22 protein-coding genes are annotated in these 26,969 nt (G+C 61.6%); 20 read left to right on the forward strand and 2 right to left on the reverse strand.

Annotated elements, in window-relative coordinates; all coding sequences use genetic code 11:
* Entirely contained in the window at nucleotides 1–399 is a 399-nt protein-coding gene (locus tag HMPREF2996_RS01800) for a hypothetical protein (protein ID WP_070445443.1), read from the forward strand.
* A gap of 46 nt (nucleotides 400–445) precedes the next feature.
* Here the strand turns inward: HMPREF2996_RS01800 and HMPREF2996_RS01805 are convergent, their stop codons facing one another.
* Nucleotides 446–1,564: a glycerate kinase gene (locus HMPREF2996_RS01805; RefSeq protein ID WP_070729878.1), complete on the reverse strand. Its 1,119-nt coding sequence runs from the start codon at nucleotides 1,562–1,564 to the stop codon at nucleotides 446–448.
* A gap of 171 nt (nucleotides 1,565–1,735) precedes the next feature.
* Here HMPREF2996_RS01805 and gdhA point away from each other — a divergent pair, with 171 nt between their 5' ends.
* The 19 genes from gdhA to ffh all read left to right on the forward strand — a co-directional run bounded on the left by gdhA (nucleotide 1,736) and on the right by ffh (nucleotide 24,590).
* The gene (gene gdhA / locus HMPREF2996_RS01810) at nucleotides 1,736–3,082 is read left to right on the forward strand and encodes an NADP-specific glutamate dehydrogenase (protein WP_070729810.1); all 1,347 of its coding nucleotides are present in this window, start codon (nucleotides 1,736–1,738) and stop codon (nucleotides 3,080–3,082) included.
* A 124-nt stretch (nucleotides 3,083–3,206) separates the two neighbouring features.
* Entirely contained in the window at nucleotides 3,207–3,953 is a 747-nt protein-coding gene (locus HMPREF2996_RS01815; RefSeq protein ID WP_070711437.1) for a DivIVA domain-containing protein, read from the forward strand.
* A 175-nt stretch (nucleotides 3,954–4,128) separates the two neighbouring features.
* On the forward strand, nucleotides 4,129–4,668 hold the full coding sequence (locus HMPREF2996_RS01820) for a YceD family protein (protein WP_070445452.1): 540 nt from the start codon (nucleotides 4,129–4,131) through the stop codon (nucleotides 4,666–4,668).
* Nucleotides 4,665–5,435 (forward strand): ribonuclease III, encoded by a 771-nt coding sequence (rnc, locus tag HMPREF2996_RS01825; protein ID WP_070445456.1) that lies wholly within the window; start codon nucleotides 4,665–4,667, stop codon nucleotides 5,433–5,435. Before HMPREF2996_RS01820 ends, rnc begins: the two co-directional genes overlap by 4 nt.
* A gap of 14 nt (nucleotides 5,436–5,449) precedes the next feature.
* Nucleotides 5,450–6,298, forward strand: coding sequence for a bifunctional DNA-formamidopyrimidine glycosylase/DNA-(apurinic or apyrimidinic site) lyase (gene mutM, locus HMPREF2996_RS01830; protein ID WP_070562751.1), 849 nt, complete (start codon nucleotides 5,450–5,452; stop codon nucleotides 6,296–6,298).
* Between the two features lie 34 nt (nucleotides 6,299–6,332).
* Nucleotides 6,333–7,859 (forward strand): alanine/glycine:cation symporter family protein, encoded by a 1,527-nt coding sequence (locus HMPREF2996_RS01835; protein WP_070562754.1) that lies wholly within the window; start codon nucleotides 6,333–6,335, stop codon nucleotides 7,857–7,859.
* On the forward strand, nucleotides 7,860–8,168 hold the full coding sequence (locus tag HMPREF2996_RS01840; protein ID WP_070445466.1) for an acylphosphatase: 309 nt from the start codon (nucleotides 7,860–7,862) through the stop codon (nucleotides 8,166–8,168). It begins immediately after the preceding gene.
* Between the two features lie 10 nt (nucleotides 8,169–8,178).
* Nucleotides 8,179–11,682 carry a chromosome segregation protein SMC gene (gene smc / locus HMPREF2996_RS01845; protein WP_070729812.1) on the forward strand — a complete coding sequence of 1,168 codons (3,504 nt, stop codon included), beginning with the start codon at nucleotides 8,179–8,181 and terminating at the stop codon, nucleotides 11,680–11,682.
* Nucleotides 11,683–11,916: 234 nt separating this feature from the next.
* A complete protein-coding gene (locus HMPREF2996_RS12765; protein ID WP_168166666.1) occupies nucleotides 11,917–12,057 on the forward strand; it encodes a hypothetical protein in 141 nt (46 codons plus the stop codon).
* A 74-nt stretch (nucleotides 12,058–12,131) separates the two neighbouring features.
* Entirely contained in the window at nucleotides 12,132–14,006 is a 1,875-nt protein-coding gene (ftsY, locus tag HMPREF2996_RS01850) for a signal recognition particle-docking protein FtsY (protein WP_070729813.1), read from the forward strand.
* Between the two features lie 188 nt (nucleotides 14,007–14,194).
* On the forward strand, nucleotides 14,195–17,176 hold the full coding sequence (locus HMPREF2996_RS01855; RefSeq protein WP_070729815.1) for a DUF4040 family protein: 2,982 nt from the start codon (nucleotides 14,195–14,197) through the stop codon (nucleotides 17,174–17,176).
* Nucleotides 17,173–17,610: a cation:proton antiporter subunit C gene (locus tag HMPREF2996_RS01860; RefSeq protein ID WP_010190439.1), complete on the forward strand. Its 438-nt coding sequence runs from the start codon at nucleotides 17,173–17,175 to the stop codon at nucleotides 17,608–17,610. The genes HMPREF2996_RS01855 and HMPREF2996_RS01860 overlap by 4 nt, the downstream gene beginning before the upstream one ends.
* Nucleotides 17,611–19,152: a monovalent cation/H+ antiporter subunit D family protein gene (locus tag HMPREF2996_RS01865; RefSeq protein ID WP_070711433.1), complete on the forward strand. Its 1,542-nt coding sequence runs from the start codon at nucleotides 17,611–17,613 to the stop codon at nucleotides 19,150–19,152.
* Complete coding sequence (locus tag HMPREF2996_RS01870; RefSeq protein WP_070445479.1) at nucleotides 19,153–19,707, forward strand: monovalent cation/H+ antiporter subunit E; 555 nt, start codon at nucleotides 19,153–19,155, stop codon at nucleotides 19,705–19,707.
* A complete protein-coding gene (locus HMPREF2996_RS01875) occupies nucleotides 19,704–19,994 on the forward strand; it encodes a cation:proton antiporter (protein ID WP_070445483.1) in 291 nt (96 codons plus the stop codon). Before HMPREF2996_RS01870 ends, HMPREF2996_RS01875 begins: the two co-directional genes overlap by 4 nt.
* 4 nt (nucleotides 19,995–19,998) lie before the next feature.
* Complete coding sequence (locus tag HMPREF2996_RS01880; RefSeq protein ID WP_070445486.1) at nucleotides 19,999–20,367, forward strand: Na+/H+ antiporter subunit G; 369 nt, start codon at nucleotides 19,999–20,001, stop codon at nucleotides 20,365–20,367.
* A gap of 127 nt (nucleotides 20,368–20,494) precedes the next feature.
* Nucleotides 20,495–20,833, forward strand: a complete 339-nt coding sequence (locus tag HMPREF2996_RS01885) for a P-II family nitrogen regulator (RefSeq protein ID WP_070445489.1) — start codon at nucleotides 20,495–20,497, stop codon at nucleotides 20,831–20,833.
* A gap of 2 nt (nucleotides 20,834–20,835) precedes the next feature.
* Nucleotides 20,836–22,935, forward strand: coding sequence for a [protein-PII] uridylyltransferase (locus HMPREF2996_RS01890; protein ID WP_070729817.1), 2,100 nt, complete (start codon nucleotides 20,836–20,838; stop codon nucleotides 22,933–22,935).
* Between the two features lie 50 nt (nucleotides 22,936–22,985).
* Nucleotides 22,986–24,590, forward strand: a complete 1,605-nt coding sequence (ffh, locus tag HMPREF2996_RS01895) for a signal recognition particle protein (RefSeq protein WP_070445495.1) — start codon at nucleotides 22,986–22,988, stop codon at nucleotides 24,588–24,590.
* Nucleotides 24,591–24,655: 65 nt separating this feature from the next.
* Here the strand turns inward: ffh and HMPREF2996_RS01900 are convergent, their stop codons facing one another.
* The gene (locus HMPREF2996_RS01900; RefSeq protein ID WP_070729819.1) at nucleotides 24,656–26,908 is read right to left on the reverse strand and encodes an acyltransferase family protein; all 2,253 of its coding nucleotides are present in this window, start codon (nucleotides 26,906–26,908) and stop codon (nucleotides 24,656–24,658) included.
* Nucleotides 26,909–26,969 lie beyond the last annotated feature (61 nt).

Here is a 26,969-nt window from a genome sequence, read left to right on the forward strand (position 1 = left end):
ATGCCATTGATTCACTTTGATGTTCTGGTGCCGGATGCTCAAGCCGAGCGCGTGGCCGAAATCTTTAGCACTGCTACCCACAAGTTGGTGGATAACGGCTCCTTAGCTTCTGCTGAGGTTACCCGTGTGCCCGATCCTGCACTCCCGGAGGGGCTGGAAGAACAGCTGCGCCAGACCTACCGCGATGAGCATGAAGAGCGTGATTTAGAGGACGCCAATGTCTACCGCTATGCCATCGATGTCGATGGCGTGAAGGGCTCCGTCAATCAGCTGACCATGGTCCTCGCACGCTTGTTGACACCCCATTCGGTTCTACCGAAGGACCACGTGTTGCTGGAGGACGAGCTCGCCCACGAGCGACCGGCAATTTTCCCGTGGGCGGTGCAGGTGACCCCGTAGTTCTGCTGAAAGCTATAGCCTCAGAGAGCTTTAGCCTCAGAGAGTTTTAGCTCTGCAGAACGCTGCGGACGAGGCGTTCGGCCGCGTTGCTTAAGCGCTGGGCGACGTCCCCCTCTTCCTCCCCGTCGAGTTCTTCCAGCAGTGTGCCCTGTGGCGCCGATGCGGTTGCGGAGCCGGCGATGATGCCCAGGGTTGGCGGGCTAGTCATGTCCGCCAGCGTGCCCACCACCTTTCCGGTAAGCGATTGTTCGTCGAAGCGCCCCTCGCCGGTAAGGACGAGATCCGCCTCGGCGATACGCGTGGGTAGATTGAGTGCTTGGGCTACATACTGGCCGCCCGGCACGATACGGCAGTGCTCCGAGGTGCCCCAGAGCGTGCGCGAAAGCCAGCTCAGGGCGATGGGAATGCCGCCTGCGGCGCCAAAGAATTCGGCCTGTGGGTCGGTCTCCGTGACTTCGCAGAGCCGTAGCATCGCGCCCGCCAGTAGTGCTACTTGTTCGCCCTCAGCGCCTTTTTGTGGGCCGTACGTCGTTGCGGCTTGGACGGGCACGGCGCGAGTATCGGTGACCAAGGTGTAGTCCAGCATGGCCGCCTTCATGTTGAGCTGCGCGGTGTCGATGTGGTCGAGGTTGACCAAAGGTGCGCCGCCCTTGGGCAGGGCGTATCCGCGGGCATCGTGGGCGGCGGCGCCGAGCGCGGCGAGGATGCCGAGACCGCCGTCGATGCTGGCGCTGCCGCCGAGGCCAAGAACGATGTGCTTGGCGCCGCGCGATTCGGCGTCGGCCACCAGCACGCCCGTTCCATAGGAATCCGCATGGAGTGGATCGAGGGCGTCGGAAACGGCAGGAAGGCCGGTGGCGGCGGCGACGTCGATGAAGGCTGTGTCACCAACGAGCTGGTAGCTGGCCTCGGTCAGGCGGCCAATGGCATCGGTGGTAGGCAGCGTAATCGTTTGCCCCGCCGTGCCGTGGCGATGAACAGCGGCGCTGGCGAGCACCTCCGCGGTGCCTTCGCCGCCATCGGCCATGGGCAGGGTTGTTACCTTTGCTGTGTCTGCGTGGGGCGAGGAGCTGAGAGCGCGCCGCGCGCCCAATGCAATGGCGGCGGCAGCTTCGGCTGCAGTAGCGGTGCCTTTAAAGGAATCGGGGGCAACAAGAATGCGCATGCCCATGAGTATATGGCAGAGATACGAGAAAAAATTTTCGCGCTCTGACCAGCCCTTAAGGCACGCCACGGTACGGCCATCTTGCAATTTAGGTCGATTGATAGAAAACTATTGCTTGTTCAATGGATGACGCACCGACCGTGAGGAACGGTGCCCAATGAAAGGATTGCCATGTCCATCGACCAGCAAATCTCCGATTACTACAGCAAGCTTCTCAAGCGTAATGCTGGCGAACCGGAATTCCATCAGGCACTCGCTGAGGTACTCGACTCACTGAAGATCGTCCTCAATAAAGACCCTCACTACGCTGATTACGGCCTGGTCGAGCGACTGTGCGAGCCCGAGCGTCAGCTCATCTTCCGCGTGCCGTGGGTGGATGACAGCGGCCAGATTCAGGTCAACCGCGGTTTCCGCGTGCAATTTAACTCCGCGCTCGGCCCCTACAAGGGCGGCCTGCGTTTCCATCCGAGCGTCAATCTGGGCATCATCAAGTTCCTCGGCTTCGAGCAGATTTTCAAGAACTCCCTGACCGGCCTGCCTATCGGCGGCGGCAAGGGCGGTTCTGACTTCGACCCGAAGGGTAAGTCAGAAGCCGAGGTCATGCGTTTCTGCCAATCCTTCATGACGGAGCTGCACAATCACATTGGTGAATACCGCGACGTCCCGGCCGGTGATATTGGTGTGGGCGGACGCGAAATCGGTTTTCTGTTCGGCCAGTACCGCCGACTGGAGGGCAAGCACGAGTCTGGCGTTCTTACCGGCAAGGGTCTGAGCTGGGGTGGCTCCCTCGTGCGTACCGAGGCTACCGGTTACGGCCTGGTGTATCTGACCTCGGAAATGATGAAGGCCCATGGTGAGTCTTTCGACGGCGCCAAGGTGATTGTCTCCGGTTCCGGAAATGTTGCCATCTACGCCGCCGAAAAGGTGCAACAGCTCGGCGGTACCGTCGTCGCGATGTCTGACTCCTCCGGCTACATCACCACCCCGAACGGTGTGGACCTAGAGCTACTCAAGGAGATTAAGGAAGTTCGCCGCGAGCGCATTTCCACCTACGCCGGCGAAGCGGGTGCGGGCGTGGAGTATCACGAGGGTGGCAACGTATGGGAGGTCAGCGCCGACGTTGCTTTGCCGTGCGCTACCCAAAATGAGCTCGACGGCGAGGACGCCAAGCTCCTGGTCAAGAATCAGGTCCGCTATGTTGCCGAAGGCGCGAACATGCCCTGTACCCCGGAGGCCGCCCACTACTTTGTGGAAAATGGCATCGCCTTCGCGCCGGGTAAGGCCGCAAATGCAGGCGGCGTGGCGACCTCTGCGCTGGAGATGCAGCAGAATGCCTCCCGTGACTCCTGGACCTTCGAGTACACCGACCAGCGCCTCCACGAGATCATGTCCAATATCTTCCGCAATATCGATAAGACCTCTAAGGAATATGGCTTGGAGGGTGACTATGTCGCGGGCGCTAACATCGCTGGCTTCAAGAAGGTGGCTGATGCCATGCTGGCGCAGGGCGTGATCTAGCCCCAGCCGTTCTCTATTCCTCTCTATGCCTTGGTTTAACCTCCCCACTGAGTGGGGAGGTTTTCGCAGTTTCTTCCCGCGTGGGATACGTCGCGGTGCGTATGTGCTTGGTTAGGCTGGTGCCATGTACCGCGTATTTGAGTCCCTCGATGAACTTGTTCGCAACCTGGAGCAGGCCTATGCCGTTCCCATGACCTCTAATTGCATGGTCCCGCGCCACGAGATGCTGGCGCTTCTCGACGATCTCCGCAACGCTCTCCCGGTCGAAATGGATGATGCCCAGGACGTCTTGGACAAGCAGGATGAGATCCTGCAGGGTGCGGAAGAACGCGCGGAGCAGATTATTTCTGAAGCCAATGCCGAGGCTGATGACACCGTGACCCGTGCGCGTGAGGATTCGGACGCCATGCTGGCCGACGCTCAACATCGCGCCACCACCCTTGTCGCCCAGGCAGAGGACGAGGCCAGCAACCTGGTGGACAACGCACGCTCCGACGCCGAGCGCACCCGCGCCCAAGCAGATGAGGAATACCAGCGTGCCGTCGCTGCAGGCCAAGCTGAACAAGACCGCTTGGTCTCCGAATCCGAGGTCGTGCGCCGCGCCGATGATGAGGCGCACCGTATCGTGGAGACCGCGCACTCTGAGTCCAACCGTCTGCGCACCGAGTGCGATGAATTCGTTGACGCCAAGCTCGGGGAATTCGAGACCACCTTGTCTGACCTCCTGCGCACCGTGAATAACGATCGCTCCGCTCTGCGCCGAGGTGCCGGTGTGCGCTCTCGAGGGGAATCGCGCGGCGAGGGACGCGGCGCTGTGCGCGAGACTCGGGAACCGGCGCGCCGGGCGCCGCGTGCGCCCCGCGACTACTAGAGGGGACTAATGCGCGGCCGCTCCGCGCGCCAGGAGATGAGTGCAGCAAAAGCGAGAACAGCGCCGAGGACAGAATCGAGCTGTTAGGCCAAGTGCTTAAGCGCCTATGCCCCAGCATTCAGGTCTTTGCCAGTCTAGGGCGCGCGGGCCAGCACAGGGTAAGCTGGTGGGCGCTATGAAATCACCATTGAAGTTCGACGTGACGGAATTGCTCCGCAGCCAAGGAACCGACGCGCTGCCTGAGCACCGCGTGCAGACCGGACCCGCGCCAGAGCGCATCGGCGTGGAAATGATCGGCATCCCGGAAGGTACTGAGGTTAAGGTGGATGCCACCTTGACCCCGTTGGGCTCTGGTGTGTTGGTGGACGCTGATATCACCGGCACCCTCAGCGGCGAATGCGCCCGCTGCCTGGCAGAGCTGCACCCGGAACTGGATCTCCACGTATCCCAGGTGTTTTCCGCAGATGAGTCCTTCGTCAGCGGGGATGAGACCGAGGAGGAGGATCGCGGTTCCGGTGATGAGGTTCCCGAGATCAAGGATGGAATCCTCGACCTCCTCCAGACCGTGATCGATGAGGCAGGTTTATCCCTTCCCTTTGCGCCAACGTGCGAGGATGGTTGCGAGGTGGATGCTCCCGATGGAGTAACCACGGGGGTCTCTGGGGAAGAAGAGCGCGTGGATCCGCGTTGGTCTGGTTTGGAGAAGTTCCTATGAGCAAGAAGAAGAAACTCACTGGTGAACAGGCACTAGCCGCGGCCTTCGCGGAGGTAGATCACGCCCCGCTGCTAAAAGCACTCGGCGTGGAGATCAGCGATGAGCTGCTGTGCTTGGCACTGACCCACCGCTCCTTCGCCAACGAGAACGGGCACCTGCCCAACAACGAGCGCCTCGAGTTCCTGGGGGATGCCGTCTTGGGCTTGTCTATCGCGGCCAAGCTCTACGACAAGTACCCCTCGCGCCCCGAGTCGGATATTTCTAAGATGCGTGCCTCCATCGTGTCGCGCTATGGCCTGTCCGATGTCGCCCGCGAAATCGGCGTGGGCGAGCACGTCCTGTTGGGCAAGGGTGAGCAATCCACCGGCGGCCGTGACAAGGACTCCATCTTGGCCGATACCACCGAGGCCATCCTGGGGGCTATCTACCGCCAGCATGGTTTTGAGGTTGCCCGCGGGGTGGTGCTGAAGCTGTTCGCCGCCAAGATTGACAACGCCGTGGTGTCCGGCCGTCATATGGACTGGAAGACCACCTTGCAGGAGCTGTGCGCGGAGCTGAAGGCCGCGATGCCGGTGTACTCGGCCACCTCGACGGGTCCTGAGCACGATCAAACCTTCAACGCCGTGGCCACCGTGGCCGGTTTGACCGTGGGTAGGGGAACAGGGCATAACAAGAAGCTCGCCGAGCAGCAGGCAGCGGAAGAAGCGTGCCAAGCATTGCGCGAGACACCCTTGCTGGTGCAGGGCACCGCCGGCAAAGAGAGCTAAGCCACGAGAATTCGATGCCAGAACTTCCCGAAGTCGAGTCTGTTCGCAGCGGACTCGAGCCCTATCTTGTGGGGCGCTCCTTTGCTGCAGTAGATGTTCTCCACCCGCGCGCCAACCGGGGCCAGGAAGCCCCGCTGTCCGCGCTGCTGGTGGGCAGGAAGATTGCCGCGGTGGCGCGCCGCGGCAAGTTCATGTGGCTGGAGTTCGCCGACGAGGATCACACCGACCCAGCTCGCGATGTGCTCTTCATCCACCTCGGCATGTCGGGGCAGGTGCGGATCGGCGAGGTGGATTCGCCGCACGTGCGCATCGCCGCCGTGCTTGATGACGCCACCCGTCTCAGCTTCGTGGACCAGCGCACCTTCGGCTATTGGCGTCTCGGGCCGTGGCTGAGGATGGCACATATCGCTCCCGATCCTCTCGAAACAGACTTCGACCTGACCGCGGCAGGGCGGCGCCTGCGCGCGAAACGCACCGCGGTCAAGGTGGCTTTGCTCGACCAAACGGTGCTCAGCGGGGTGGGCAATATCTATGCTGATGAGGCGCTGTGGGCGGCCCAGATTTCTCCGCTGAAGAAGGCTAGTGCTCTGCGGCAGCGCGATGCCGTCGCTGTGATTTCTGCGGCCGCCGACGTCATGCGCTCCGCCCTCGCCGTTGGCGGAACCAGCTTTGATGCGTTGTACGTCAACGTTAACGGCGAATCCGGATATTTTGACCGTTCCTTGCACGTATATGGGAGGGGCGGTCAGCCCTGTGATCGCTGTGGCGAAGAAATCCTGAAAACCGTGCTAGGTGGGCGTGGTACTCACTATTGCCCGTATTGCCAGAGCCGCGCCGCGGGGAGGAAGTTGGCGGCCAACTAGGACGATTCTGGTGTGAGTTATTAATGTGTAACCCATGCAAGAAATCTTCAGCACCGTGATTGGTGTCATTAACGACAGCCTGTGGTCCTATGTCCTGCCATGGCTGCTTATCGCCGCGGGCCTCTTCTTCGGCATCCGCACCGCCGTGGTGCAGGTCCGCATGGTGCCGGACATGTTCAAGGCGGTCGTCGAGAAGCCCAAGGGCGTCGGCGTCGATGAGGATGCCGACTATGGCGGAATCTCTGCCTTCAAGGCATTTACCATTTCAGCGGCCTCTCGTGTGGGCACCGGCAACGTTGCAGGCGTGGCCGTGGCTATCTCCGTGGGTGGCCCCGGCGCGGTGTTTTGGATGTGGCTCATCGCCATCCTGGGTGGTGCGACAGCATTCGTGGAGTCGACCCTGGCGCAGCTGTGGAAGGTGCGTGAGGGGGACGCCTACCGCGGTGGCCCGGCCTATTACATGTCCCGTGGCCTGGGGTGGAAGCCTTTAGCAACCATCTTCTCCGTGGCCATCGCCATTACCTTTGGCTGGTTCTACAATGCGTTCCAGACCAACGCCATTTCCGATTCTTTGGCGGCCTCTTTTGGCCAGGATTCCGCGGCCTTCAAGGCAGGCGTGGGCATCGCAGTCGTCGCCGTGTCCGGGCTCATCATCATCGGTGGCGTGCAGCGCATCGCCTCGATGACCCAGTTTATCGTGCCGTTTATGGCGGGCGCCTATCTCATCTTGGGTCTCATCGTCGTTATTGTGAACTTTGACAAGGTGCCAGACATGGTCGTCTCGATCGTGGGCTCTGCCTTTGGCTTCCGGGAAGCTGCCGGTGCCACCGTGGGCATGGCGATGCTGAAAGGTATCCAGCGTGGTTTGTTCTCCAACGAAGCGGGCGAAGGTTCGGCGCCGAACGCTGCAGCGACGGCGACGGTGTCCCACCCCGTTAAGCAGGGCCTGGTGCAGACCCTCGGCGTGTACTTCGACACCCTGGTGGTGTGTACAATTACCGCCTTCATCATTCTCTTGGGCACCGATTTCGAGCGTTTCGGCTCTGATGCGATTGAGGGCGTGACGCTGACCCAGAATGCGCTCTCCGGCGTGGTGGGTGAGTGGGGCATCCACTTCGTCACCTTCATCCTGTTCTTCCTGGCTTTCTCCTCGATTCTGGGCAACTACTACCTTGCCGAGTCCAACGTGGAGTACCTCTCCGGGAAGAAGTGGGTGCTGTGGACTTTCCGTCTCATCGTTCTGGCCTTTGTTTTCTACGGTGCGGTGGCCCCGCTAGGTACCGTGTTCGACCTGGCCGATACCGGCGCTGCCATCATGGTTCTGCTCAACGTGTGCGCCATCGTGCCGCTGTCTGGCGTGGCTATCAAGCTGCTGAAGAACTACAACGAGCAGCGCCGCAAGGGCCTGGATCCCGTCTTCCACCGTGATATGCTGCCGGAACTGCACAACGTCGAGTGCTGGGATGGTACGGATCCGGTCACGCGCCGCAGCGCGGAGGACCGTCGCCGTCTCGATCACGAATTTGACTTGAGCGACCGCACAAACTTGAGGGAGTACTAGATGGCAGACACGGCAGCAGCCTCTGCAGGCCATGAACGCCTCACAGCTTTCGTTCTTGGACACGTCCAAGGCGTGGGCTTTCGCTGGTGGACGCGTTCCCGCGCCCTCGAACTAGGGCTGGCTGGGCACGCGACGAACCTCCAGGACGGACGCGTCCAGGTGGTTGCTGAAGGCCCGCGTGCTGACTGCGAGAAGTTGCTGGCCTTGCTGCGTGAAGAACCGTCGACCACCCACCGTCCAGGCGTGGTGAACGCCGTGGTGGAGCAGTGGGCCGCCCCGCGCGGTGAGTCGGGCTTCATCGAGCGCTAAACTTATTCGAATGCACCTCAAATCGCTCACGCTCAAAGGATTCAAGTCCTTCGCGTCCGCGACGAACCTGAAATTCGAGCCCGGTATCTGCGCCGTGGTGGGCCCGAATGGCTCGGGTAAATCAAACGTCGTCGATGCGCTCGCGTGGGTCATGGGTGAAGGCAGCGCCAAGACACTGCGCGGCGGCAAGATGCAGGACGTCATTTTTGCCGGTGCCGGGGACCGCAAGGCCCTCGGCCGCGCAGAGGTCACACTGACGATTGACAATTCCGATGGTGCCTTGCCCATCGAGTATTCAGAGGTTTCCGTCACCCGCCGCATGTTCCGGGATGGCGCGAGCGAATATGAGATCAATGGGGCGAAAGCGCGCCTCATGGATATCCAAGAGCTGCTGTCTGATTCCGGCATTGGCCGGGAGATGCACATTATCGTGGGCCAGGGAAAACTGGCGGAGATTCTGGAATCCCGCCCGGAAGATCGCCGCGCCTATATCGAAGAAGCCGCGGGCGTGCTCAAACACCGCCGCCGCAAAGAAAAAGCGCAGCGCAAGCTGACGGGCATGCAGGCCAATCTGGATCGCCTGCAGGACTTGACCGATGAGCTGGGCAAACAGCTCAAGCCGCTGGCGCGCCAAGCGGAGGCCGCCCAACGTGCAGCCACTGTGCAAGCGGATTTGCGCGATGCCCGCCTGCGCCTTGCTGGTGACCGTGTGGTGCGGTTGCGCGCGACATTCGATGACGCTGAGAAACGCGCGGCGGTGCTCGCCGAGCAGGTCGAGGAAGTGACAGCCCAGCTGGAAGAGGCGACCGAGATCCAGCTTGAGGTAGAGGCCGAGTTGGGGGATGTCACGCCGCGCGCGGAGGCCGCGCAGAAGCTGTGGTTCGAGTTATCGACCCTCAGCGAGCGAATCTCTGCCACGCAGCGCATCGCGGCCGAGCGCGCCAGCAACGTTGGCTCACAGGTGGCCTACGCGGGCCAGGATCCGGAGGAGCTCGAGGCACGTGCCCAGCGAGCCGATGAGGAGCACGAAGAGTTGCTGGCCGTGGCCGAAGAGGCTGCAGAGCGCTTGGAATCTATCCGGGAGGAAGTGGCCGAGCGCCGGGAAGCCTTCGAGGCTGCTGATAAAGAACACATGGCGCAACTGCGCGCCATTGCGGATCGCCGTGAAGGCGTGGTTCGCCTCATCGCCGCCGAGGAGAACTTGGCGGGTCAGGTCAGCTCCGCGGAGTCTGAGTTAGCGCGTCAGGAAGAGACTTTAGCGAATACGAAGTCGCGCACTAGGGGAGCGCAGACGGAAGCCGATGAGGCGGCGGACAAGCTGGAGCACTTGGCTGCCGAGCGTGAGCCGCTGGAGGAAGCGCATGTGCGCGCGGCCAGCGAATCTGCCGCGGCCGATAAACGCTTGGAGCAGCTGCGTGATGCCCAGCGGGAGCACGAGCGTACCGTCTATAGTTTGCGCGCTCGGATCGATACCCTTGGTCAGACCGTTCCGGAAGCACTCGAGCTGGGGGAGGGATTCAAACCTCTCGCAGAGTTCATTTCTACTCGCTATGAGACAGCCGTTGCGGCAGCACTCGGTTCCTTTGCGGAGGCCCAAGCCGGCGCGGTGAGCGGGGACATCGTGCGCGACTTGGCGCAGGCGAGCCGCACGCCGCTGATCGACGTCGCTGCGGAACCCACCGGTTCAGCCTGGCGCCTTGACGCGGACTTGCCTTCCGGGGCGAGCTGGCTGCTGGATCACATGGTCTTGGTCCCGGAAGTATCGGCGGCGGTGACGCGGTTGCTCTCCGACGTGGTCCTGGTTGATGACTATGGCGCGGCCCGTGAACTTATTGCGGAGGATCCGCGCTTGCGTGCTGTGACCTCTGAGGGCCTACTCGTCGGCGAAGGCTGGGTGGAGGCAGGAACAGGCGCCGTCTCCACCGTTGAGGTAAGCGGCCAGATTGCGGAGGCCGAGCAACAACTGGAATCAGCCACTCATGAGCTGGAGGAGCTATCCGGCACGCTCGAAGGCGCGAAGCTGGCGGCGGACGATGCACGCGTAGGTGCGGCGAGTGCCAAGGCCGCACTGCGGGAGCACGATCACGAACTCGAAGCGTGGAAGCGCGATCACCAGCGCTTGCTCAAGCAGTACGAGGCAAACAAGGCTGAGCATGAAAAAGCCGCCGCCCGAGCCACGGATATCGAGGTGCAGTTAGCCCGCCTGCGCGAAGAATTGGCGGAGGCGCGTGACCGCTTGTCGCGCGTGGACGCTGAAGAGCAGGCTGATGAACCCTCCTCGGTGGAACGCGATGCTGCCTCGACGGCCCTGGAACAGGTCAAGGCCATGGAGGTAGAGGCCCAGATGGCGGCCCGCAGTGCGGAGGAAAAGGTCGGCCAAGCAGCGGGCAGGGGAGAGGCCCTGCGGCGCCAAGCCCAGCACGAACGCCAGGCCAAAGCCCGCCACGACCAGGCGATGGCCCGCCGGCAAGCACAGGCGCGGTTGGCGGGGACTGTCGACAAGCATGCCCAAGATTTGGCTGCCCGGACCGCGCAGGCACTCGAGCGGGCCGCCGAGGAACGCGATGAGCTGGTCACCCAGCGCGGCGTGCTGCAGGGGCGTGCACAATCGGCGAAGCAGGCGGTCTCCTCGACCCGCCAGCAGCTTGATCGCCTGACCGACTCCGCGCATAACTCTGAGATTGCCCGCAGCCAGGCCCAAGTGCGGGTGGATGAGGCCGAGGGCAAGATCGTGGAGCAGCTCGGCATTGCTATCCCCGACCTGCTCAAGGAGTACACACCGGGTGAGGACTTCGATCGCTCCGCCGAAACCAAGCGGTTGAAGCAAGCCGAGAAGGACCTCAACTCCTTGGGCAAGGTCAACCCGTTGGCCTTGGAGGAGTACAAGGCTCTGGAGGAGCGCTATAGTTTCCTGTCCACGCAATTAGATGACGTGATTCAGGCCCGCAAGGATCTGACTGGCGTTATCGAAGATGTGGATGCGCAAATCTTGCAGCTGTTCACGGATGCCTGGCATGACGTGGAAGCGGAGTTTCCCAAGGTCTTCCAGACGCTGTTCCCGGGCGGCGAAGGTCGTCTCATCCTCACGGAGCCGGATGACATGCTGGCCACCGGCATCGAGGTGGAGGCCCGCCCGCCGGGTAAGAAGGTGAAGCGCTTGTCACTGCTCTCGGGCGGCGAGAAGTCCTTGACGGCCCTGGCTATGCTCGTGGCGATTTTCCGTGCGCGTCCCTCACCGTTCTACGTCATGGATGAGGTGGAAGCCGCACTTGACGACGTCAACCTGCGCCGCCTCATCGCACTTTTCGAGGAGCTGCGTAAGGATTCTCAGCTCATCGTCATTACCCACCAGAAGCCGACGATGGACGTAGCCAACGTGCTCTATGGAGTGACGATGCGCGGCGATGGCGTGACGCGCGTGATTTCGCAGCGCATGTCCCGTGCTGGTGAGGCGCCGGGCACAGCACAGGCGGCGGAGGACGCCACGCGTCTCGGCGTGGATGCCCCGCGCTAACGGGAGGCATCGTCTGTGCGTCTCCATCGACATGCTGGAGGCATCTGACAAAAGGCATCAGTCATAAGGCGTTTTCACGGTCAAAAACGCCATTTACTCAGTGCAGATGGCGTTTTTGGACCCAAAGATGCCTTTTGTCAGATGCCTTTTGCAGGACGCCTTCCTGGCTTAGGATGATTTAGCGCGGAGCAACCCCACTCCACCACCGAACAACACCAGGTAGCAGTGTTAAGAGTGGCGTTGCTCATCCACCCTGACCCAAGTCAGGTGCGCAAGGATTCTCAGCTCATCGTCACCACTCACCAGAAGCCAACGATGGACGTGGCTAACGTGCTTTATAGCGTCACGATGGGCGGCGTCGATGCTCCGTGCTAACGGCGAGCACCAGTCCGAGGCTTTTTGGCCTCGTCATCGTGCCGGATGTGGGCAACCCTGGCACTATGGAGGGCATGAATACTACTTTTATGTGGATTGCGATAGCAGTCATCGTCCTGATTCTGCTCGTGGTCTTGTTCGTTGTCTTGGGCAAGAAGCGCGGCGAGTCAAAGAAGGTTTCCTTTGATAAGCCCGTGGAGGAGCCTAAGGAGCTGACCCAGCAACAGAAGTCCGGCAACTACCAGGCCAAGTCTGGTTTTAATTTTGCCCCTGCTGGCGGCGGCGCTACCAAGGAACCTGTGCCTGCAGCTAAGACTGAGGAGCCCGCACCGGCTGAGCCCAAAGCTCAGCCGCAAGCGGAGAAGAAGTCTGAGCAGCGTGATGCCACCGAGTTAGCGAACGCTCAGCTCAAGGATGAAGAGGAGACACCGAAGGCAGCGAAGCCTGCGGCGGAACCGACGCCTGAGGCAGAGTCGAAGCCGGAACCCGTCGCAGACGCGAAGCCGGTGAGCGAGCCGGAACCGGCTGCGCAGAACGAACCGGCAAAGGAAGAAGAGGATAAGGATTCTTCCGCTGGTGTAGCCGCTGCAGGAGCTGCGGGCGCTGCCGCCGCTGGTGCTGCCGTATCCGGCGCCGCTGCTGTTGACAAGGATGACGAGGACACGGAAGAGGATGTCCCGGCCACCGAACAAGAGATTGCCGAACCGGAGATTGCTGAACCGGAGCCGGTAGTTGAAACTCCGAAGGTAGAGGAGGAACCGGAGGTACCTGAGGCTCCGGCCGAGGAGGAGCCTTCTGCTCAGTTTGAAGCCGAAGAAGAAGCAGCGGTAGAGGTAGAAGCACAGCCTGAGCCAGAAGCACCGGCCGAGTCTGAGGAAGCCGAAGCAGAGGAGGCCGCCGCGGCGGCGGGGGCACAGGCGGCGTCGGCAAGCGCGGCACTTGAAGCTGAGCCAGAGGAGCTAGAGGTATCCGACGACGCTGAGGTGGTTGAGGCCCCGGCAGCCCAGCCGCAGGAGGATATTGCGCCGGCTGCCGGCCGCTTGGGCAAGCTGCGCGGGCGCCTGTCGCGCTCGCAAAACGCCATCGGCCAAGGCCTCATGGGCATTCTCTCCGCTGGTGACCTGGATGATGATGCCTGGGAGGAAATCGAAGACACCCTCATCATGGCGGACTTGGGTACGAAGTCCACGATGCAGGTCACTGATTCTCTACGTGAGAAGATTGCGGAGCGCGGAGTGAGCTCTGAGGCGGAAGCCCGCGCCATGCTGCGCGAAGCCCTCATCGAGGTAGGCCACCCGGAGATGGACCGCTCCATCAAGGCCATGCCGAACGATGGCAAGCCAGCCGTCATCATGGTCGTCGGCGTCAACGGCACCGGCAAGACCACCACGACCGGCAAGCTAGCCCGCGTGCTCGTATCGATGGGGCACAACGTCTTGCTCGGCGCGGCGGATACCTTCCGTGCAGCGGCCGCGGACCAGCTGGAGACCTGGGGCCGCCGCGTGGGCGCTACCACCGTGCGCGGCAAGGAAGGCGCGGATCCGGCCTCCGTGGCCTTCGACGCAGTGGCCGCTGGCGTTGACCAAGGCGTGGACGTCGTTCTCGTTGACACCGCTGGCCGTTTGCACACCTCCGTGGACCTCATGGACCAGTTGGGCAAGGTCAAGCGCGTAGTAGAGAAGAAGACGGACGTCGATGAGGTCCTGCTCGTCTTGGACGCGACAGTGGGGCAGAACGGTCTGACCCAGGCCCGCATCTTCCGCGATGTCGTCGACATCACCGGCGTTGTCCTGACCAAGCTCGATGGCACAGCTAAGGGAGGCATCGTCTTCCAGGTACAGGAGGAACTCGGCGTGCCGGTCAAGCTCGTGGGCCTCGGCGAGGGCGCAGATGACCTCGCACCGTTTGAGGTTGAAGGCTTCGTTGATGCCTTGCTGGGGGAGAAGTAGGACCTTATAGATCCCTGGGCTAGACCTAAGTTCTTTCGAGACGCAGCGCCTCCTTTGCGGGGCGCTTTCGTCATCTTCGTCCCATTAAAAATGTGCTTTGGGGGAGGTCACAATGGTAGTCTAGGACAGTCCTGTCTATGTGAGGCTGATTAAACAGCCCTAACAACGGTTCGTGAGGCTACTCTTTCGTGACACTCTTGTATGTCGTCCTCCTCGCAGCTGTCGCAGTGGCGCTAGCACCAGTAGCCGTCAAGGTTGCTGATCGCGCAGCCGGCTACCCGCTAGCCGGCATTTTTATTATCGCCGCGGCACTGTTGGCTAAAGAATTTCCGGCACTGGCCCGTGGCGAAGAACTGTCCTATTCCGTGACGTGGGTGCGTGATGTCATCACGCCAGGCGTCAACGTCAATCTCGCCTTCCGGGGCGATGCGCTGGGCATCTTCTTTGCCATGTTGGCTCTCGTCATCGGCGCAGTGGTGTTCACCTACTCTGCGGCCTACCTGCCCAAAGGCAAAGGCAACGTCAGTTTTTATGTGCTGATGACAGCGTTTACGCTGTCGATCCTCCTGCTCGTGCTGGCTAACGACGTCGTGGTGCTCTTCCTGGCTTGGGAGCTGGTATCGCTGGCGTCCTTCATGCTCATCGCGCGCAGCGGTAAGTCCGGCGAGGCCGGTTCGCAGCGCACGCTGATCCTCACCTTCATCGGCGGCCTTACCTTGCTCACGGGCGTGGCGATTGCCGCAACCGCAGCGGGGACGACGAACCTTGAGGGGATCTTGGCCTCGGATGTGTGGGCCGAGCGCCCGGGCTTAACCACCGGGGTTGCCATTCTCATAGCGGTCTCGGCGTTTACCAAGTCCGCGCAGTTCCCCTTCCACTTCTGGCTGCCGGAGGCCATGGCGGCTGCCACGCCGGTCTCGGCCTTCCTGCATGCGGCAGCAGTGGTTAAGGCCGGCGTTTACTTGTTGATTCGTTTCTCCACCATCTTCCATGATGTTGCGGCGTGGAACTGGCTGCTTATCGTCGCCGGTATGGGTACCGCCGTGATGTCGGCGGTCTTTGCCGTGCAGAAGACGGACCTGAAGAAGCTGACCGCTTATTCCACCGTGTCCCACCTGGGATGGATTGTGGCCACGATTGGCGTTGGCACCCCCTTCGCCATCGCGGCGGCGCTCGTGCACACGCTGGCGCACGCGCTGTTTAAGTCCTCCATCTTCATGCTCATTGGCGTCATCGACCACGAGGCCGGTTCCCGCGATATCCGCCGCCTCGGTGTGTTGTGGAACAAGATGCCGTGGACCTTTGGCTCCATGCTCATTGGTGCCGCCTCCATGGCGGCGGTCCCGCCGCTGTTCGGCTTCGTGTCGAAGGAAGGAATGCTCACCGCCTTCGAGGAAGCTCCAATCGGTTCAACTGGCCAGGTGCTGCTGCTCATCATCGCCGGTGTGGGTGCGTTCTTCACGTTTACCTACTCCGCCAAGATCGTCTTCGGTGCCTTCTTCGATGGCCCGCGCAACATGTCGCATGTTCATGAGGCGCCGGTGAGGCTGTGGCTGCCCGCGGCGTTGCCCGGTGTGATGTCGGTGCCAATTATCTTCGTCATGGGAGTGCTCAATAAGCCACTCGATAACATCGTGGCGGCCATCGGCATGGAGGGCCATTCCCACCTCGCGCTGTGGCACGGCCTGAACGTCCCGCTGCTTATTTCTGTGGTGGTGCTTATCGCTGGCATCATCGCGTTGTTCTTCCGCGGGCCGCTGTGGACCGCGATGGAGGAGCGCCAGCTCCTACCGCGCACCGGTAACCAAATCCTGAAGTGGATTCAGGACGTGTGCGCAGCCTTCGGCCGTTTCGTTGGCCGCATGTCCGATACCCACAACCCGTCGAAGCTGATCCTGCCGATCATCCTCCTAGTCATCATCCTTGCGGGCTCCGCTCTGGTGTCCACGGGTGTCGATGGTGTGGCTCTCAACCCGCGTGTGGACGGCCTTGATAATCCGTGGGACCTGCTGCCGCTGGGAATCGTGGCGCTGTCCATGTTTGGTTTGGTGCGTACACGCAACCGCCTCACAGGTGCAGTAATGATTGGTACCGCGGGAACCGGCGTGACTTTACAGATGTTCCTTCTCGGCGCACCCGACGTGGCCCTGACCCAGTTCACGGTGGAGGCGCTGTCCGTCATCGTCATGATGATGGTCCTGCGCTACCTGCCGGAGAAGTTCCACCCCGTGCAGGACACCAACCGCAAGGTGGGCTCCATCGTCGTAGCCGTGCTCGCCGGGCTCACCGCATTCCTGGGCGTGTGGGCACTGATGGGGCGCCACGAACGCTCGGACCTGGCCATGTGGTACCTCAACAACGCTCCGGATATTACTGGTGGCGACAACGTAGTGGCCACCATCATCGTGGAGTTCCGTGCACTCGATACCCTGGGCGAGCTGTCAGTGCTGGGCATGGCCGCTGTGGTTATCGCTGCGGTCACCTCGACGCTGCCGCGCTTCCCGTTCACCTCCGGCACACGCCCGGCTCCGTTCGGCCAGTCGCAGCTCAACTCGGTGCCGCTGCGCAAGGGTATTGCTGTGGCCATCCCGATCTTGGTGGTCATGTCCTTCATCGTCTTCTACCGTGGACACCAGGCTTCCGGCGGCGGCTTCCCGGCAGCGCTCATCATGGGTGCGGCCATCGGCTTGACCTACCTCTCGCGCGGTACCGATGAGATTGTCTTTGGTCGCATGACCCCGATTCACCTCACCGGCGTGGGCATCATTGTGGCGCTGGTGGCTGGCTTCATCGGCTACATCCCGACGTCGCATAGCTCCGGTGGTTTCCTCACTGCCATCCATGGCCACGCCCTGGGGCAGCACTGGACGACGTCGCTCATCTTCGACCTGGGCATCTACCTCGCGGTGCTGGGCATGCTCACCATGGCCATCAATGCTTTGGGTGGTTACCTGCGTCCAGGCACTGAGCGGGACTTCTTGCCGTGGGTCCACGATGATGATTCCGCGTTGCCGAATACCCCGCGCGTGGTGCTGGAGGATGTCGACGACCCGTACCCCGAATCCATCAACCCGTCTTCGGACCCATTGGCGCTGCTCAATGACTCCGAGGCACGCCGCCGCGCGTCCTCGCCTCACTACACTCCGGCTAAAGAGGAGAAGAACTCATGATCCTCGCACTGACCATTGCTTTACTCATCGGTAGCGCCGTCTACCTCATCCAGCAGCGCGGCCTCGTGCACATCGTGCTGGGCATGATGGCCTTCGGCCACGGAGCTAACCTCATGCTCTTGGCCACCGGCGTGTACTCCTATCGCGGAGAGTCCTTTCCATCGCAGGTGGGCATGGACCAGATGGCGGACCCGCTGCCGCAGGCCTTTGTGCTGACCGCCGTGGTGATTTCCATGGCTACTTCGACCATTCTGCTGACCATGGCGGCGATGGGCGCGAACGACGACACGGACGTCGTTGAGCCGGTGGATGACAACACCATTGACCACGCTTTCTCCACGCTGGGACGAGACACCCAGAACCGGGAGATTCTGGAGCGTTCGGCCAACAAGATGGACCGTTTGAAAGAACTCGAACAAGAGGAGGACAACTAGATGTATGACACCGTAAGCGCCCTCCTCCCGCTCTTCCCGGCGGTTCCCCTCGTATCAGCGGCGCTGGCGCTTCTTGCGCCATGGCACCGCGTGCGCGATGCCATCATGCTCATCGTTCCGGGCGTGGGTATCTTCGCTTCCTTTGCACTGTTGCTCTACACCATGAACAACGGTGTGGTGGCGCACAGCGTGGGTAACTACGTGGGCAACGCAGGTATTGCCTTCGCGGCCGATACCTTCTCAGCACTGATGCTCATCACGACGATGATCGTGGCCTTCGGCGCCAACTGGTTCGCCATCGTGGGTGGTGAGACCAAGTCGCGCTACTACCCATCGCTGACGCTTATCTTGATCACCGGCGTGTGCGGCGCCCTGCTCACCGCTGATCTCTTTAACTTCTTCGTGTTCATCGAGGTCATGCTGCTGCCCTCCTATGGCCTCATCACCATGTCCGGTACCTGGTCACGCTTGGCTGCCGGCCGCGCCTTCGTGTTGGTGAACTTGTTCGCCTCCACGCTTTTGGTGGTTGGCGTGGGCTATATCTACTCGGTGGCTGGCGTAGTTAACCTCGCGGCGCTGACAGGTGCTGCCGCCGGTAACGGTCCGGTGACGGTAGCTTCCGGCATCATCGTTATCGCCATCGCCGCGAAGGCTGGCGTGTTCCCCGTGCAATCCTGGCTGCCGCGTACCTACCCGGGCACGTCGGCTGCCGTCATGGGCTTGTTCTCCGGCCTGCACACCAAGGTGGCGGTGTACATGCTCTACCGCCTGTGGGTGCAGCTGTTCGATATGGACCAGCGCTGGGGAACGCTCATCATCGTCATCATGATCATCTCCATGGTGGTGGGCTCCTTCGGTGGTTTGGCTGAGAACTCCATCCGCCGCGTGCTGGGCTACCAGATGCTCAACGGTATGCCCTTCATCCTGGTGATGATGGCCTTCACCACCCACGATGCCCAGCGCGCGCTGGCCGCCGGAATCCTGTACACGATTCACCACATGCTCACGGTAGGCTCCCTCATCTTGGCTTCTGGTGCTATCGAGGAGACGTACGGTACGGGCAGGCTCAACAAGCTTTCTGGCTTGGCGCGCCGTGATCCCATCATCGCGTGGATCTTCGCCGCAGGTGCCTTCTCCGTCGTGGGCTTCCCGCCCTTCTCCGGCATGTGGGGCAAAGTTCTCATCGTCGCGGAAGTCGCGCGCACCGGCGGGGCATGGGCATGGACCGTCATCGCGGTGATTATCATCGCCTCCTTCGCCGCGTTCCTGGCCATGCTGCGCGTGTGGCGCCGCGTTTTCTGGGGCAAGGATTTGCCCAAGGAGAAGGTGCCCGATGAGCTGGTGATCCGTAAGAAGCTGATGGCGCCCTCGGCAGCGTTGATCCTGGGTTCGCTGACCATGTTCATTCTCTCCGGTCCGGTCATCAGCGTCACGATGGAAGCCTCAGCGGACTTGTTGGATACGGAGGCTTATGCAGACGCAGTGCTTGGCGACGACCCCGTAGCCTTACCCGACATCGACTCCCTTCAGGAGGGCCGTTAAATGAAGACTGCAGTGCATGCCGTTGTCTACGCGCTATGGCTGATCAAGGAAATCTTTGTCGCGGGTTTCTCGCTCGCCGCAGAATCCTTCAAGCCGCAGAATAGCTACCGCCCGGTAGTGGTGCGGTACCCCTTGCGCGTGACCGGCGCGTGGGAGATCTTCTGGTTCACCTCGTCCATTACCGCAACCCCAGGTACCTTGTCCTTGGGCTTGCGCGAGCCGATTGCAGAAGGCCTGCCGCGTATCGTGCTGGTTCAAGCGGTCATGGGGGATGACCCAGCCAGCATTATGGAAGATCTGGCGGATATGGAGGAGCGCCTCGCGCCACGGGTGAAAGGCATTGACTATGGCGTTCCTGGGCAGGGTCCCACCAAGGAGCTCGCCTCTACGTTCTACGAGTATCCGCTGGATACACTGGGCCGCCATATGCGCGCACCCGATATCGCGAAGGCGGACGATACCCCGCTTGCCGCGCACGATGTGGAGAAGTATTCCGTGTGGCCCCTGCGCCAGGTTGCGCAGAACAAGGATGCCCGAAAGGATGATAAGAAATGATTGATTTTTCCTCGATGAGCGCCTTTCAATGGGTAGTCTTTGTCTGTATTTTCCTCATCGGCGCATCGGTGTGCGCGGCGTTGGTTTTGGCCTTGCGCTCCCGTGATGAGCTCACCCGCACCGTGATGAGTGACATGGTCTTCTACGGCATGTTGTGCATGTATATTTCGTGGTCCATGACTAATCACGCGTCCATCGTCTATGACATCGCCATGCTCGCGGCTATTGCGGCCGGCGTGCTGCCGACGTTGTCGATGGCCCGCATCATCTCGAAGGGCAGGAGGTAAGACCATGACTATCCCGGAGATTATCGCCTCGATTCTGTTGGTCGTGGCCACGGTCTTGGTCATTGCGACCGCTATTGCCTTGTGGCGTGCGCCTGATGCATTGACCCGCGTTAACCTGTTGGGGCCGACGGTCGGCTTGGCCGTCCCGCTGCTGCTTGTGGCGAAGGTAGTCGTGGATTTTGCCGAGAACGGGTTTTCCCTGTGGTCGCTGATCAAGGTCATGATCGCGTGTTTCGGCGTGTGGATCATCGCCTCGGTGGGCTCCTTCTACATGGGACGCTCCATCTACGGTGTGACCGTCACTGACGTGAAGTACGCCAAGCGTATGCGCAAGAGTGCACAGACCGTTGAGGCCTCTGAGGAGGAGGTTTAGCGCGAACTTTGGAAGTTCGTCTATGGCGCATGGGGCTTCGCACCGCCGCCACACCCACGACGCTAGGATGAATCCTGCACCAACCGTCCAGCCGCGGGTCGACACCGCCGGAGCTAAGGAGTAACAGATGAAGCTCATCACTGCCATCGTCAAACCGTTCACGCTGCCGGACATCCGTGAGGCCTTGGAGCAGCACGACGTGCACGGCCTGACCGTGACCGAGACCCAGGGTTTCGGCCAGCAGCGCGGCCACAGCGAGGTCTACCGTGGCGCCGAGTATGCCACCGACTTCGTGCCCAAGGTCAAGCTGGAGGTAGTCACTTCCGACGAGCAGGTGGAGGATATCCTTTCTGCCATCGTTGACGCCGCCTATACCGGAAAGATCGGTGACGGCAAGATCTGGATTACTCCTGTTGAGGATGTCATCCGCGTGCGCACCGGCGAGCGCGGCGAGGCAGCCCTGTAGAAGTGTCTACGGCCGCTCAACTGCGTGAGGATGCCTATGCCTCGGCGATAGAGCTCACGCAGTCTCTGCAGCTTCCGTCCGGCTGTGCGCTTGCCGCTACGGGTTCTTTCGCCCGCCGGGCGATGACCCCTTTTTCGGATCTTGACCTCATCCTCCTTCACCCGGATGATACGGAGCTGCCCGAAGATGTGGTCGCTGAAATCTGGTACCCCATCTGGGATGCCAAATACCGGCTCGATTATGCGGTGCGGACCCCCAGCGAATTTGGCGCTATCGCTGGTTCCGATCCCGCCGCCGGCTTCGCGCAGCTGGATCTGGCCTTCGTTGCCGGCGACAAGCAGCTCGTGGACTCCACCCGCGCCCAGGTCTATGCCTCGTGGCGCCGCCTACTGCAGAGCAACTTCGACGCTTTCGTCGACCTCGCCATTACTCGCTGGCGCCGTTCTGGCACCCTGGCCACGATGACCCATCCGGATATTAAAAATGGGCGCGGCGGCCTGCGCGATATCCAATTCCTGCGGGCGCTCGCCCTTGGCAACCTCGCGGATGCCCCAGCACTTGAGGAGGAGCAGGCCTTGCTTCTCGACGTCCGCACGCTCCTTCACGTCACCGCCCGGCGGCACCGCGATGTTCTCGACCCTGAGTTCGCCGCGGAGATCGCCCACGAACTAGGTTTCGCCGACCGCTATGACTTGTCCGCGGCCGTGGTCACCGCGGCTACCGCGGTAGATAGAGCCGTGGAGAGGGCATTGGCGACTGCCCGGGGAGTCGTATCCAAACGCAGCCACAACCGCACACGTAAGCCCCTCGATATTGGGGTGGTTGATGCCGGAGGCGAGATCCGCCTCGCTCGTACCGCGGACTTGGATGAGCCGTGGCTGCTCTTGCGCGTGGCCGCCGCCGCAGCACGCTCGGGCAGAAGCGTTCCGCCCCATGTCTGGGAGCAGCTGCGCGAGTTACCGGAGCTGCCCGAACGCTGGCCCGCCGCTGTGACGGATGCATTCTTTAGTTTATTGTCCTCGCCGCTCAATACCCCGCGCCTCATTCAGGAGATGGATGCTCACGGCTTGTGGGAGCGGCTCGTCCCAGAGTGGGAACACATCCGAGGGCTGCTGCCGCGCGAGCGCACGCACGCTCATACCGTGGACTACCATTCCATCCTTACCGTCGCGCGCTGTGCAGAAGCACGCACTTCCGTAGCGAGGCCCGATCTGCTGCTCTTGGTGGGGCTCTACCACGATATCGGGAAAGGATATGGTCGCCCGCACGAGCTGGTGGGGGCGGAGATGGTGGCGCGTGCCGCGGCCAAGCTTGGCCTCGACCTGGCGGATCGCTCCCGCGTGCAAACCGTGGTCGCTGAGCACACCACTCTGGCGCGCATCGTCTCCCGTACCGATCCTGTATCCGATGAAGCCCGTGACGAGCTCCTCGAAGCCGTGCGCTATGACTACCTGACTCTAGCGCTCCTCGTCGTACTCGCCCGCACCGATGCTGAATCCACCGGTCCCGGCGTGTGGAACCGCAGGCTGGAGAAAGGAATCGATGCGGTCAGCGGCCGCGCTTTTGCACAGCTAGAAGCTCTGCATCCAGTTCGGCCTCTGGTGGCTGCCGACCGCGACATTGGATTGCGCCACAACCCCGAGGATGACAGCTTTACCGTCCTGTGGCGCGGCAGCTATCAGAGGGAGGCCGTGCGTGCGTTGGCACTTATCGCCGCGTTGGGCTGGAACATCCTCTCCTCGCGCCTCGTGCGCACTGAGGAGGGCTATGCCGGTGAGTTTGATATTCGCGCGCTTCACGGTGCCATTGACCTCGCGACGGTAGAGGAGCGCCTCGTGCAGTCCTATAAATCAGGGACCTATACCGTGCTGCCTGATTTCGTACCGGGACCGGCGACGGCGATGTGGACTGGGGGAGTCTTCGAGGTTCGCATCGATGACTACCCAGGTACCCTCGGCCACGTGCTCGCGCTGCTTCCGGAGTGCGAGTGGCTATCCACCACCACGCCGGGTGCCACGATGGTGCTTCACGCCGTGCCGCTTGGCGACATCCCCCGCGCTACGCTAGTCCGGAATGTGACCCAAGCACTGGTCAACGGCTAAGCTGGGGAAGTTATAAATTTATCCACGATAGTTGAGGGAGCACTTTTAACGTGTTTGAGTCTTTGTCTGACCGCTTGCAATCAGCCCTGTCCGGCCTGCGCGGCAAGGGCAAGCTGACCGAGGCGGACATCAATGCCACAGCACGCGAAATCCGTCTGGCGTTGCTGGAGGCGGACGTCTCGCTCAACGTCGTGCGCGGCTTTATTAAGCGCATTAAGGAACGCGCGGCAGGCGCCGAGGTTTCCGAGGCACTGAACCCGGCGCAGCAGGTAGTCAAGATCGTCAACGAGGAGCTCATCGAGATTCTCGGCGGCGAGACCCGCCGCCTAAACCTGGCGAAGAACCCGCCGACGGTCATCATGCTCGCCGGCCTCCAGGGTGCTGGTAAGACCACCTTGGCGGGCAAGCTTTCTAAGCATCTGGCCTCCAAGGGACACACCCCGATGCTGGTGGCCTGTGACCTTCAGCGCCCGGGCGCGGTGCAGCAGCTGCAGATCGTTGGCGAGCGCGCGGGAGTCGATGTCTACGCTCCGGATCCGGGTACCTCCCTGGATTCCCACGAGCATGAGATGGGAACCTCCCATGGGGATCCGGTGGACGTCGCCAAGCGCGGTATCGAAGAGGCCAAGCGCACCCAGCACGATATCGTCATCATCGATACCGCCGGCCGTCTCGGCATTGATGAAACCCTGATGACTCAGGCGCGCAATATCCGCGATGCCGTCAATCCGGACGAAGTCCTCTTCGTCATTGACTCGATGATCGGTCAAGACGCCGTGCAGACCGCCGAGGCCTTCCGCGATGGCGTGGACTTCACCGGTGTCGTCCTGACCAAGCTGGACGGTGACGCCCGCGGTGGTGCGGCACTGTCCATTCGTGAGGTCACGGGCAAGCCCATCATGTTCGCCTCCACCGGTGAGAAACTCGAGGATTTCGATGTCTTCCACCCGGAGCGCATGTCCTCGCGCATTCTGGGCATGGGTGACCTGCTGACACTTATTGAGCAGGCGGAGTCCAAGCTGGATCAGTCTAAGGCGGAGGAAGCCGCCAAGAAGATGGGCTCCGGCGAGATGACGCTCAATGACTTCTTGGACATGATGCTCATGGTGCGCAACCTGGGCCCGATGGGCAACCTGCTCAAGATGATGCCCGGCGGCAACAAGATGAACCAGATCGCCGATATGGTCGACGAAAAGCAGCTTGACCGCATCCAAGCCATTATCCGCGGTATGACGCCGGAGGAGCGGGAAAACCCGAAGATTCTCAACGCTTCACGTCGTAAGCGCATTGCCCTCGGTTCTGGCGTGAGCGTGTCTGACGTCAACCAGCTCATTGAGCGCTTCACCGAAGCCAAGAAGATGATGTCGCAGATGGCCGGCCGTTTTGGCATGCCGGGCATGGGCGGTGGGCGTTCCGCTACCAAGAAGAAGCCGAAGGGCCGCAAGGGCAAGAACGGCAAGCGCAAGCCGCCGAAGCGTCGTGGTGGCGGCGGTATGCCGGGGATGGGCGGCGGAATGCCGTCGATGCAAGAACTGCAGAAGATGCAGGAACAGCTCGGCGGCGGCATGCCCGGGCTGGGAGATATCAAGATGCCGAAGGGCATGGAGAATATCGATCTCAACAACCTGGACTTTGGGCAGGGCAAAAAGAAATAACGAAGAATGCAGCAGCATTCTTCGTTAATAAGGGCCGGCGCTAAAAAGCGCCGGCCTTTGTCGTTTTAAATGGCTTTATCTGCCGGATATGCAGGATAGGGGATAGGCTCCGCGGGTGTGGTCGGAGGCGTCTCAGCGGACTGAGGCACTATGGGGCTGTCCGTCGGGATCTGCGGGGGCTGCTGCTGCACCGTCTCGCCCTTGAGGAAGGGGGTGATGGCGTCACGGATGAGCGGGATGGCCGAATCCGCGAAGGCCTTGGTGAAGTGGTGCATATCGCGGTACACCATGATATTGCCGATGATGACCGGGCAATCGCCGTTGGCATCGCAGAACCACGTCGAGGTGTCCACGGCCAGCATGTTCTTGTACTGGGAGAGGACTTCGGCGCCGGGGTCATAGGGAGCGTAGACCTCTTCGAAGCGCATGCCGCATCCGAGAGAATCCTGGGTGGCTACGTAGCACTCATCAAACTGGAGGCCATTGCCGTGCTCATCGAATCCCCACGGGTTATCACGGAAACCCAAGAAGGGAATATCGTGCTTGGCCAATTCGTCCCAGAAGGCCTTATAGCCGGGCGGGACGGCGTCTGGGCCGTGACCCAAGGGCTGGCCGGGTCGCGTTGAATTAGAGACCACGAGGGCCGGGTCCGCATCGATAATGCGCTTGACCACTTCCTTGCTCCACTCGGCACAGGAAGGCTTCACACTCAGCTCATCGCCGAGCTCGATGGGGCAACCCACGCGGGTGAGCGGAACCAGCTTGAAACCCATCTCGCGGCCCAAGTGATCCAAGGCCGAAGAATACTGCTCCGCGTGCGAACCGCCCACCAGGTAGACCTCGACATCGGAGTTGACATCACCGAAGATGCACGGCGTCACGCCGTCCTTCTGGGTCTCGATGAAGTAGTCCGTTGGCTCTTGCTCCGGGATGAAGCACCAGTTGTCGGCGACTGGCGGCTGAATGCCGCGCGCGAGAATCGGGTCAGGCTTGATCTCTACGTTCTCAGGCGGCGTGATGTTCTCGACGAAGGTCGTCGCTCCTGGGTAGAGCTTCGGGTCGAGCATTTCGTGGTTCGCTTCCTGCAGGCTGCGCAGCCACAGCGGTTGAACGGCCACGAGCGCAACGGTGCAGGCGGCAACGAGGACTCCGCCAACGCCCCGCAGAGCGCCGGTGCGAGTGCGAAGGTCGGCGAGGCCGCGGTGGACGGGGAGGTCGTCGGCAAGCGGGCGTTTGCGGTGCTGGCGCAGGGGCTTCTCGACGAAACGATGCGTCAGGTCCGCCAAGCCCAGCGACACTACGATGATGATGGCCCCGAGCCACCACGGAGGGGTGTCAAGGCCGAGGGCGGCGATGGAAATGATGAGCAGCGGCCAATGCCACAGGTAGAGCGGGTAGGCGATATCACCGAGCCAGCGAGAAACCCGGGTGGTGAGCACCCGTGAGAAAGACCCGCCGGAACCAATGATGATGAGTACTGCACCGCCGATGGGCAGAAGAGACAGCGGCCCAGGGAAGGCCAAGCTATCGGAAATAAGCAGGCCGGTACCAGCCAGAGCCGCCAAGCCGAGAGCCGTGGCGAGGTTGGACAGGCGCTGCGGCATGCGCAGGTGCGAACCATAGATAACGAGCACCGCGCCCAAAGTTAGCTCCCAGGCGCGCGACCATGTGGAATAGTAGTTTTCCGGGGTGCCAAAGAGGCCGTCGCGGGATGCATAGGCAAAAGAAACGACGGTGACTACGAGGAGGATCGGGCCCGCGATGGAATTAATGGAAGAGAAACGCTGTTCTCGTAGGCCCGTGTTCTTGGGGCGCAGGCGCATGAAAGCGGCCAGGCCGAGAGCGAAGAAGATACCCAGCAGGTAGAACTGGCCCTGCACAGCCATGGACCACATGTGCTGCAGTGGTGACGTAGTTGCTGAAGCGGCGGCGTAGTCAGCGTTCTGCCGTGCTAATTCCCAGTTCTGGTAGTAGAAGACCGTCGCAGTGATCTGCTTGGTGAGCTCCGTGTTTAAAAGCTTCGGGGCGAAGAGCCGGACAAGCACATAGCTCACGCCGATGACGAGCACGAGGGAAGGCACCAGCCGGCGGAGCGTGCGCCAGATGGGCCACCACGGGTTCAAGGAGGCATTCGGCCGTGCGGCATAGCGCAGCTGCGAGCCTAAGAAGAAGTATCCGGAAAGCAGGAGGAAGACATCGACGCCACCTGAGACACGACCAACGAAGACGTGGTACAGAACAACCAAGGCGATCGCGATGCCGCGGAGGCCGTCAAGGTCGTAACGGTAGCGGAATGTAGAGGGGGCTTGTTTATTCATAAAAAGAGGAGTGTGTGGCGTCGAAATAACCGCATTACAGACTACCCCCTTCGCGGGGTAA

The organism is Corynebacterium sp. HMSC066C02 (assembly GCF_001814945.1).
In the GTDB taxonomy this organism is placed as follows: Bacteria; Actinomycetota; Actinomycetes; order Mycobacteriales; family Mycobacteriaceae; genus Corynebacterium; species Corynebacterium aurimucosum.

Coding starts and splice junctions, on each gene's coding strand:
- HMPREF2996_RS01800 (WP_070445443.1), top strand. CDS start 1: ATGCCATTGATTCACTTTGATGTTCTGGTGCCGGATGCTCAAGCCGAG.
- HMPREF2996_RS01805 (WP_070729878.1), bottom strand. CDS start 1,564: ATGCGCATTCTTGTTGCCCCCGATTCCTTTAAAGGCACCGCTACTGCA.
- gdhA (WP_070729810.1), top strand. CDS start 1,736: ATGTCCATCGACCAGCAAATCTCCGATTACTACAGCAAGCTTCTCAAG.
- HMPREF2996_RS01815 (WP_070711437.1), top strand. CDS start 3,207: ATGTACCGCGTATTTGAGTCCCTCGATGAACTTGTTCGCAACCTGGAG.
- HMPREF2996_RS01820 (WP_070445452.1), top strand. CDS start 4,129: ATGAAATCACCATTGAAGTTCGACGTGACGGAATTGCTCCGCAGCCAA.
- rnc (WP_070445456.1), top strand. CDS start 4,665: ATGAGCAAGAAGAAGAAACTCACTGGTGAACAGGCACTAGCCGCGGCC.
- mutM (WP_070562751.1), top strand. CDS start 5,450: ATGCCAGAACTTCCCGAAGTCGAGTCTGTTCGCAGCGGACTCGAGCCC.
- HMPREF2996_RS01835 (WP_070562754.1), top strand. CDS start 6,333: ATGCAAGAAATCTTCAGCACCGTGATTGGTGTCATTAACGACAGCCTG.
- HMPREF2996_RS01840 (WP_070445466.1), top strand. CDS start 7,860: ATGGCAGACACGGCAGCAGCCTCTGCAGGCCATGAACGCCTCACAGCT.
- smc (WP_070729812.1), top strand. CDS start 8,179: ATGCACCTCAAATCGCTCACGCTCAAAGGATTCAAGTCCTTCGCGTCC.
- ftsY (WP_070729813.1), top strand. CDS start 12,132: ATGAATACTACTTTTATGTGGATTGCGATAGCAGTCATCGTCCTGATT.
- HMPREF2996_RS01860 (WP_010190439.1), top strand. CDS start 17,173: ATGATCCTCGCACTGACCATTGCTTTACTCATCGGTAGCGCCGTCTAC.
- HMPREF2996_RS01865 (WP_070711433.1), top strand. CDS start 17,611: ATGTATGACACCGTAAGCGCCCTCCTCCCGCTCTTCCCGGCGGTTCCC.
- HMPREF2996_RS01870 (WP_070445479.1), top strand. CDS start 19,153: ATGAAGACTGCAGTGCATGCCGTTGTCTACGCGCTATGGCTGATCAAG.
- HMPREF2996_RS01875 (WP_070445483.1), top strand. CDS start 19,704: ATGATTGATTTTTCCTCGATGAGCGCCTTTCAATGGGTAGTCTTTGTC.
- HMPREF2996_RS01880 (WP_070445486.1), top strand. CDS start 19,999: ATGACTATCCCGGAGATTATCGCCTCGATTCTGTTGGTCGTGGCCACG.
- HMPREF2996_RS01885 (WP_070445489.1), top strand. CDS start 20,495: ATGAAGCTCATCACTGCCATCGTCAAACCGTTCACGCTGCCGGACATC.
- HMPREF2996_RS01900 (WP_070729819.1), bottom strand. CDS start 26,908: ATGAATAAACAAGCCCCCTCTACATTCCGCTACCGTTACGACCTTGAC.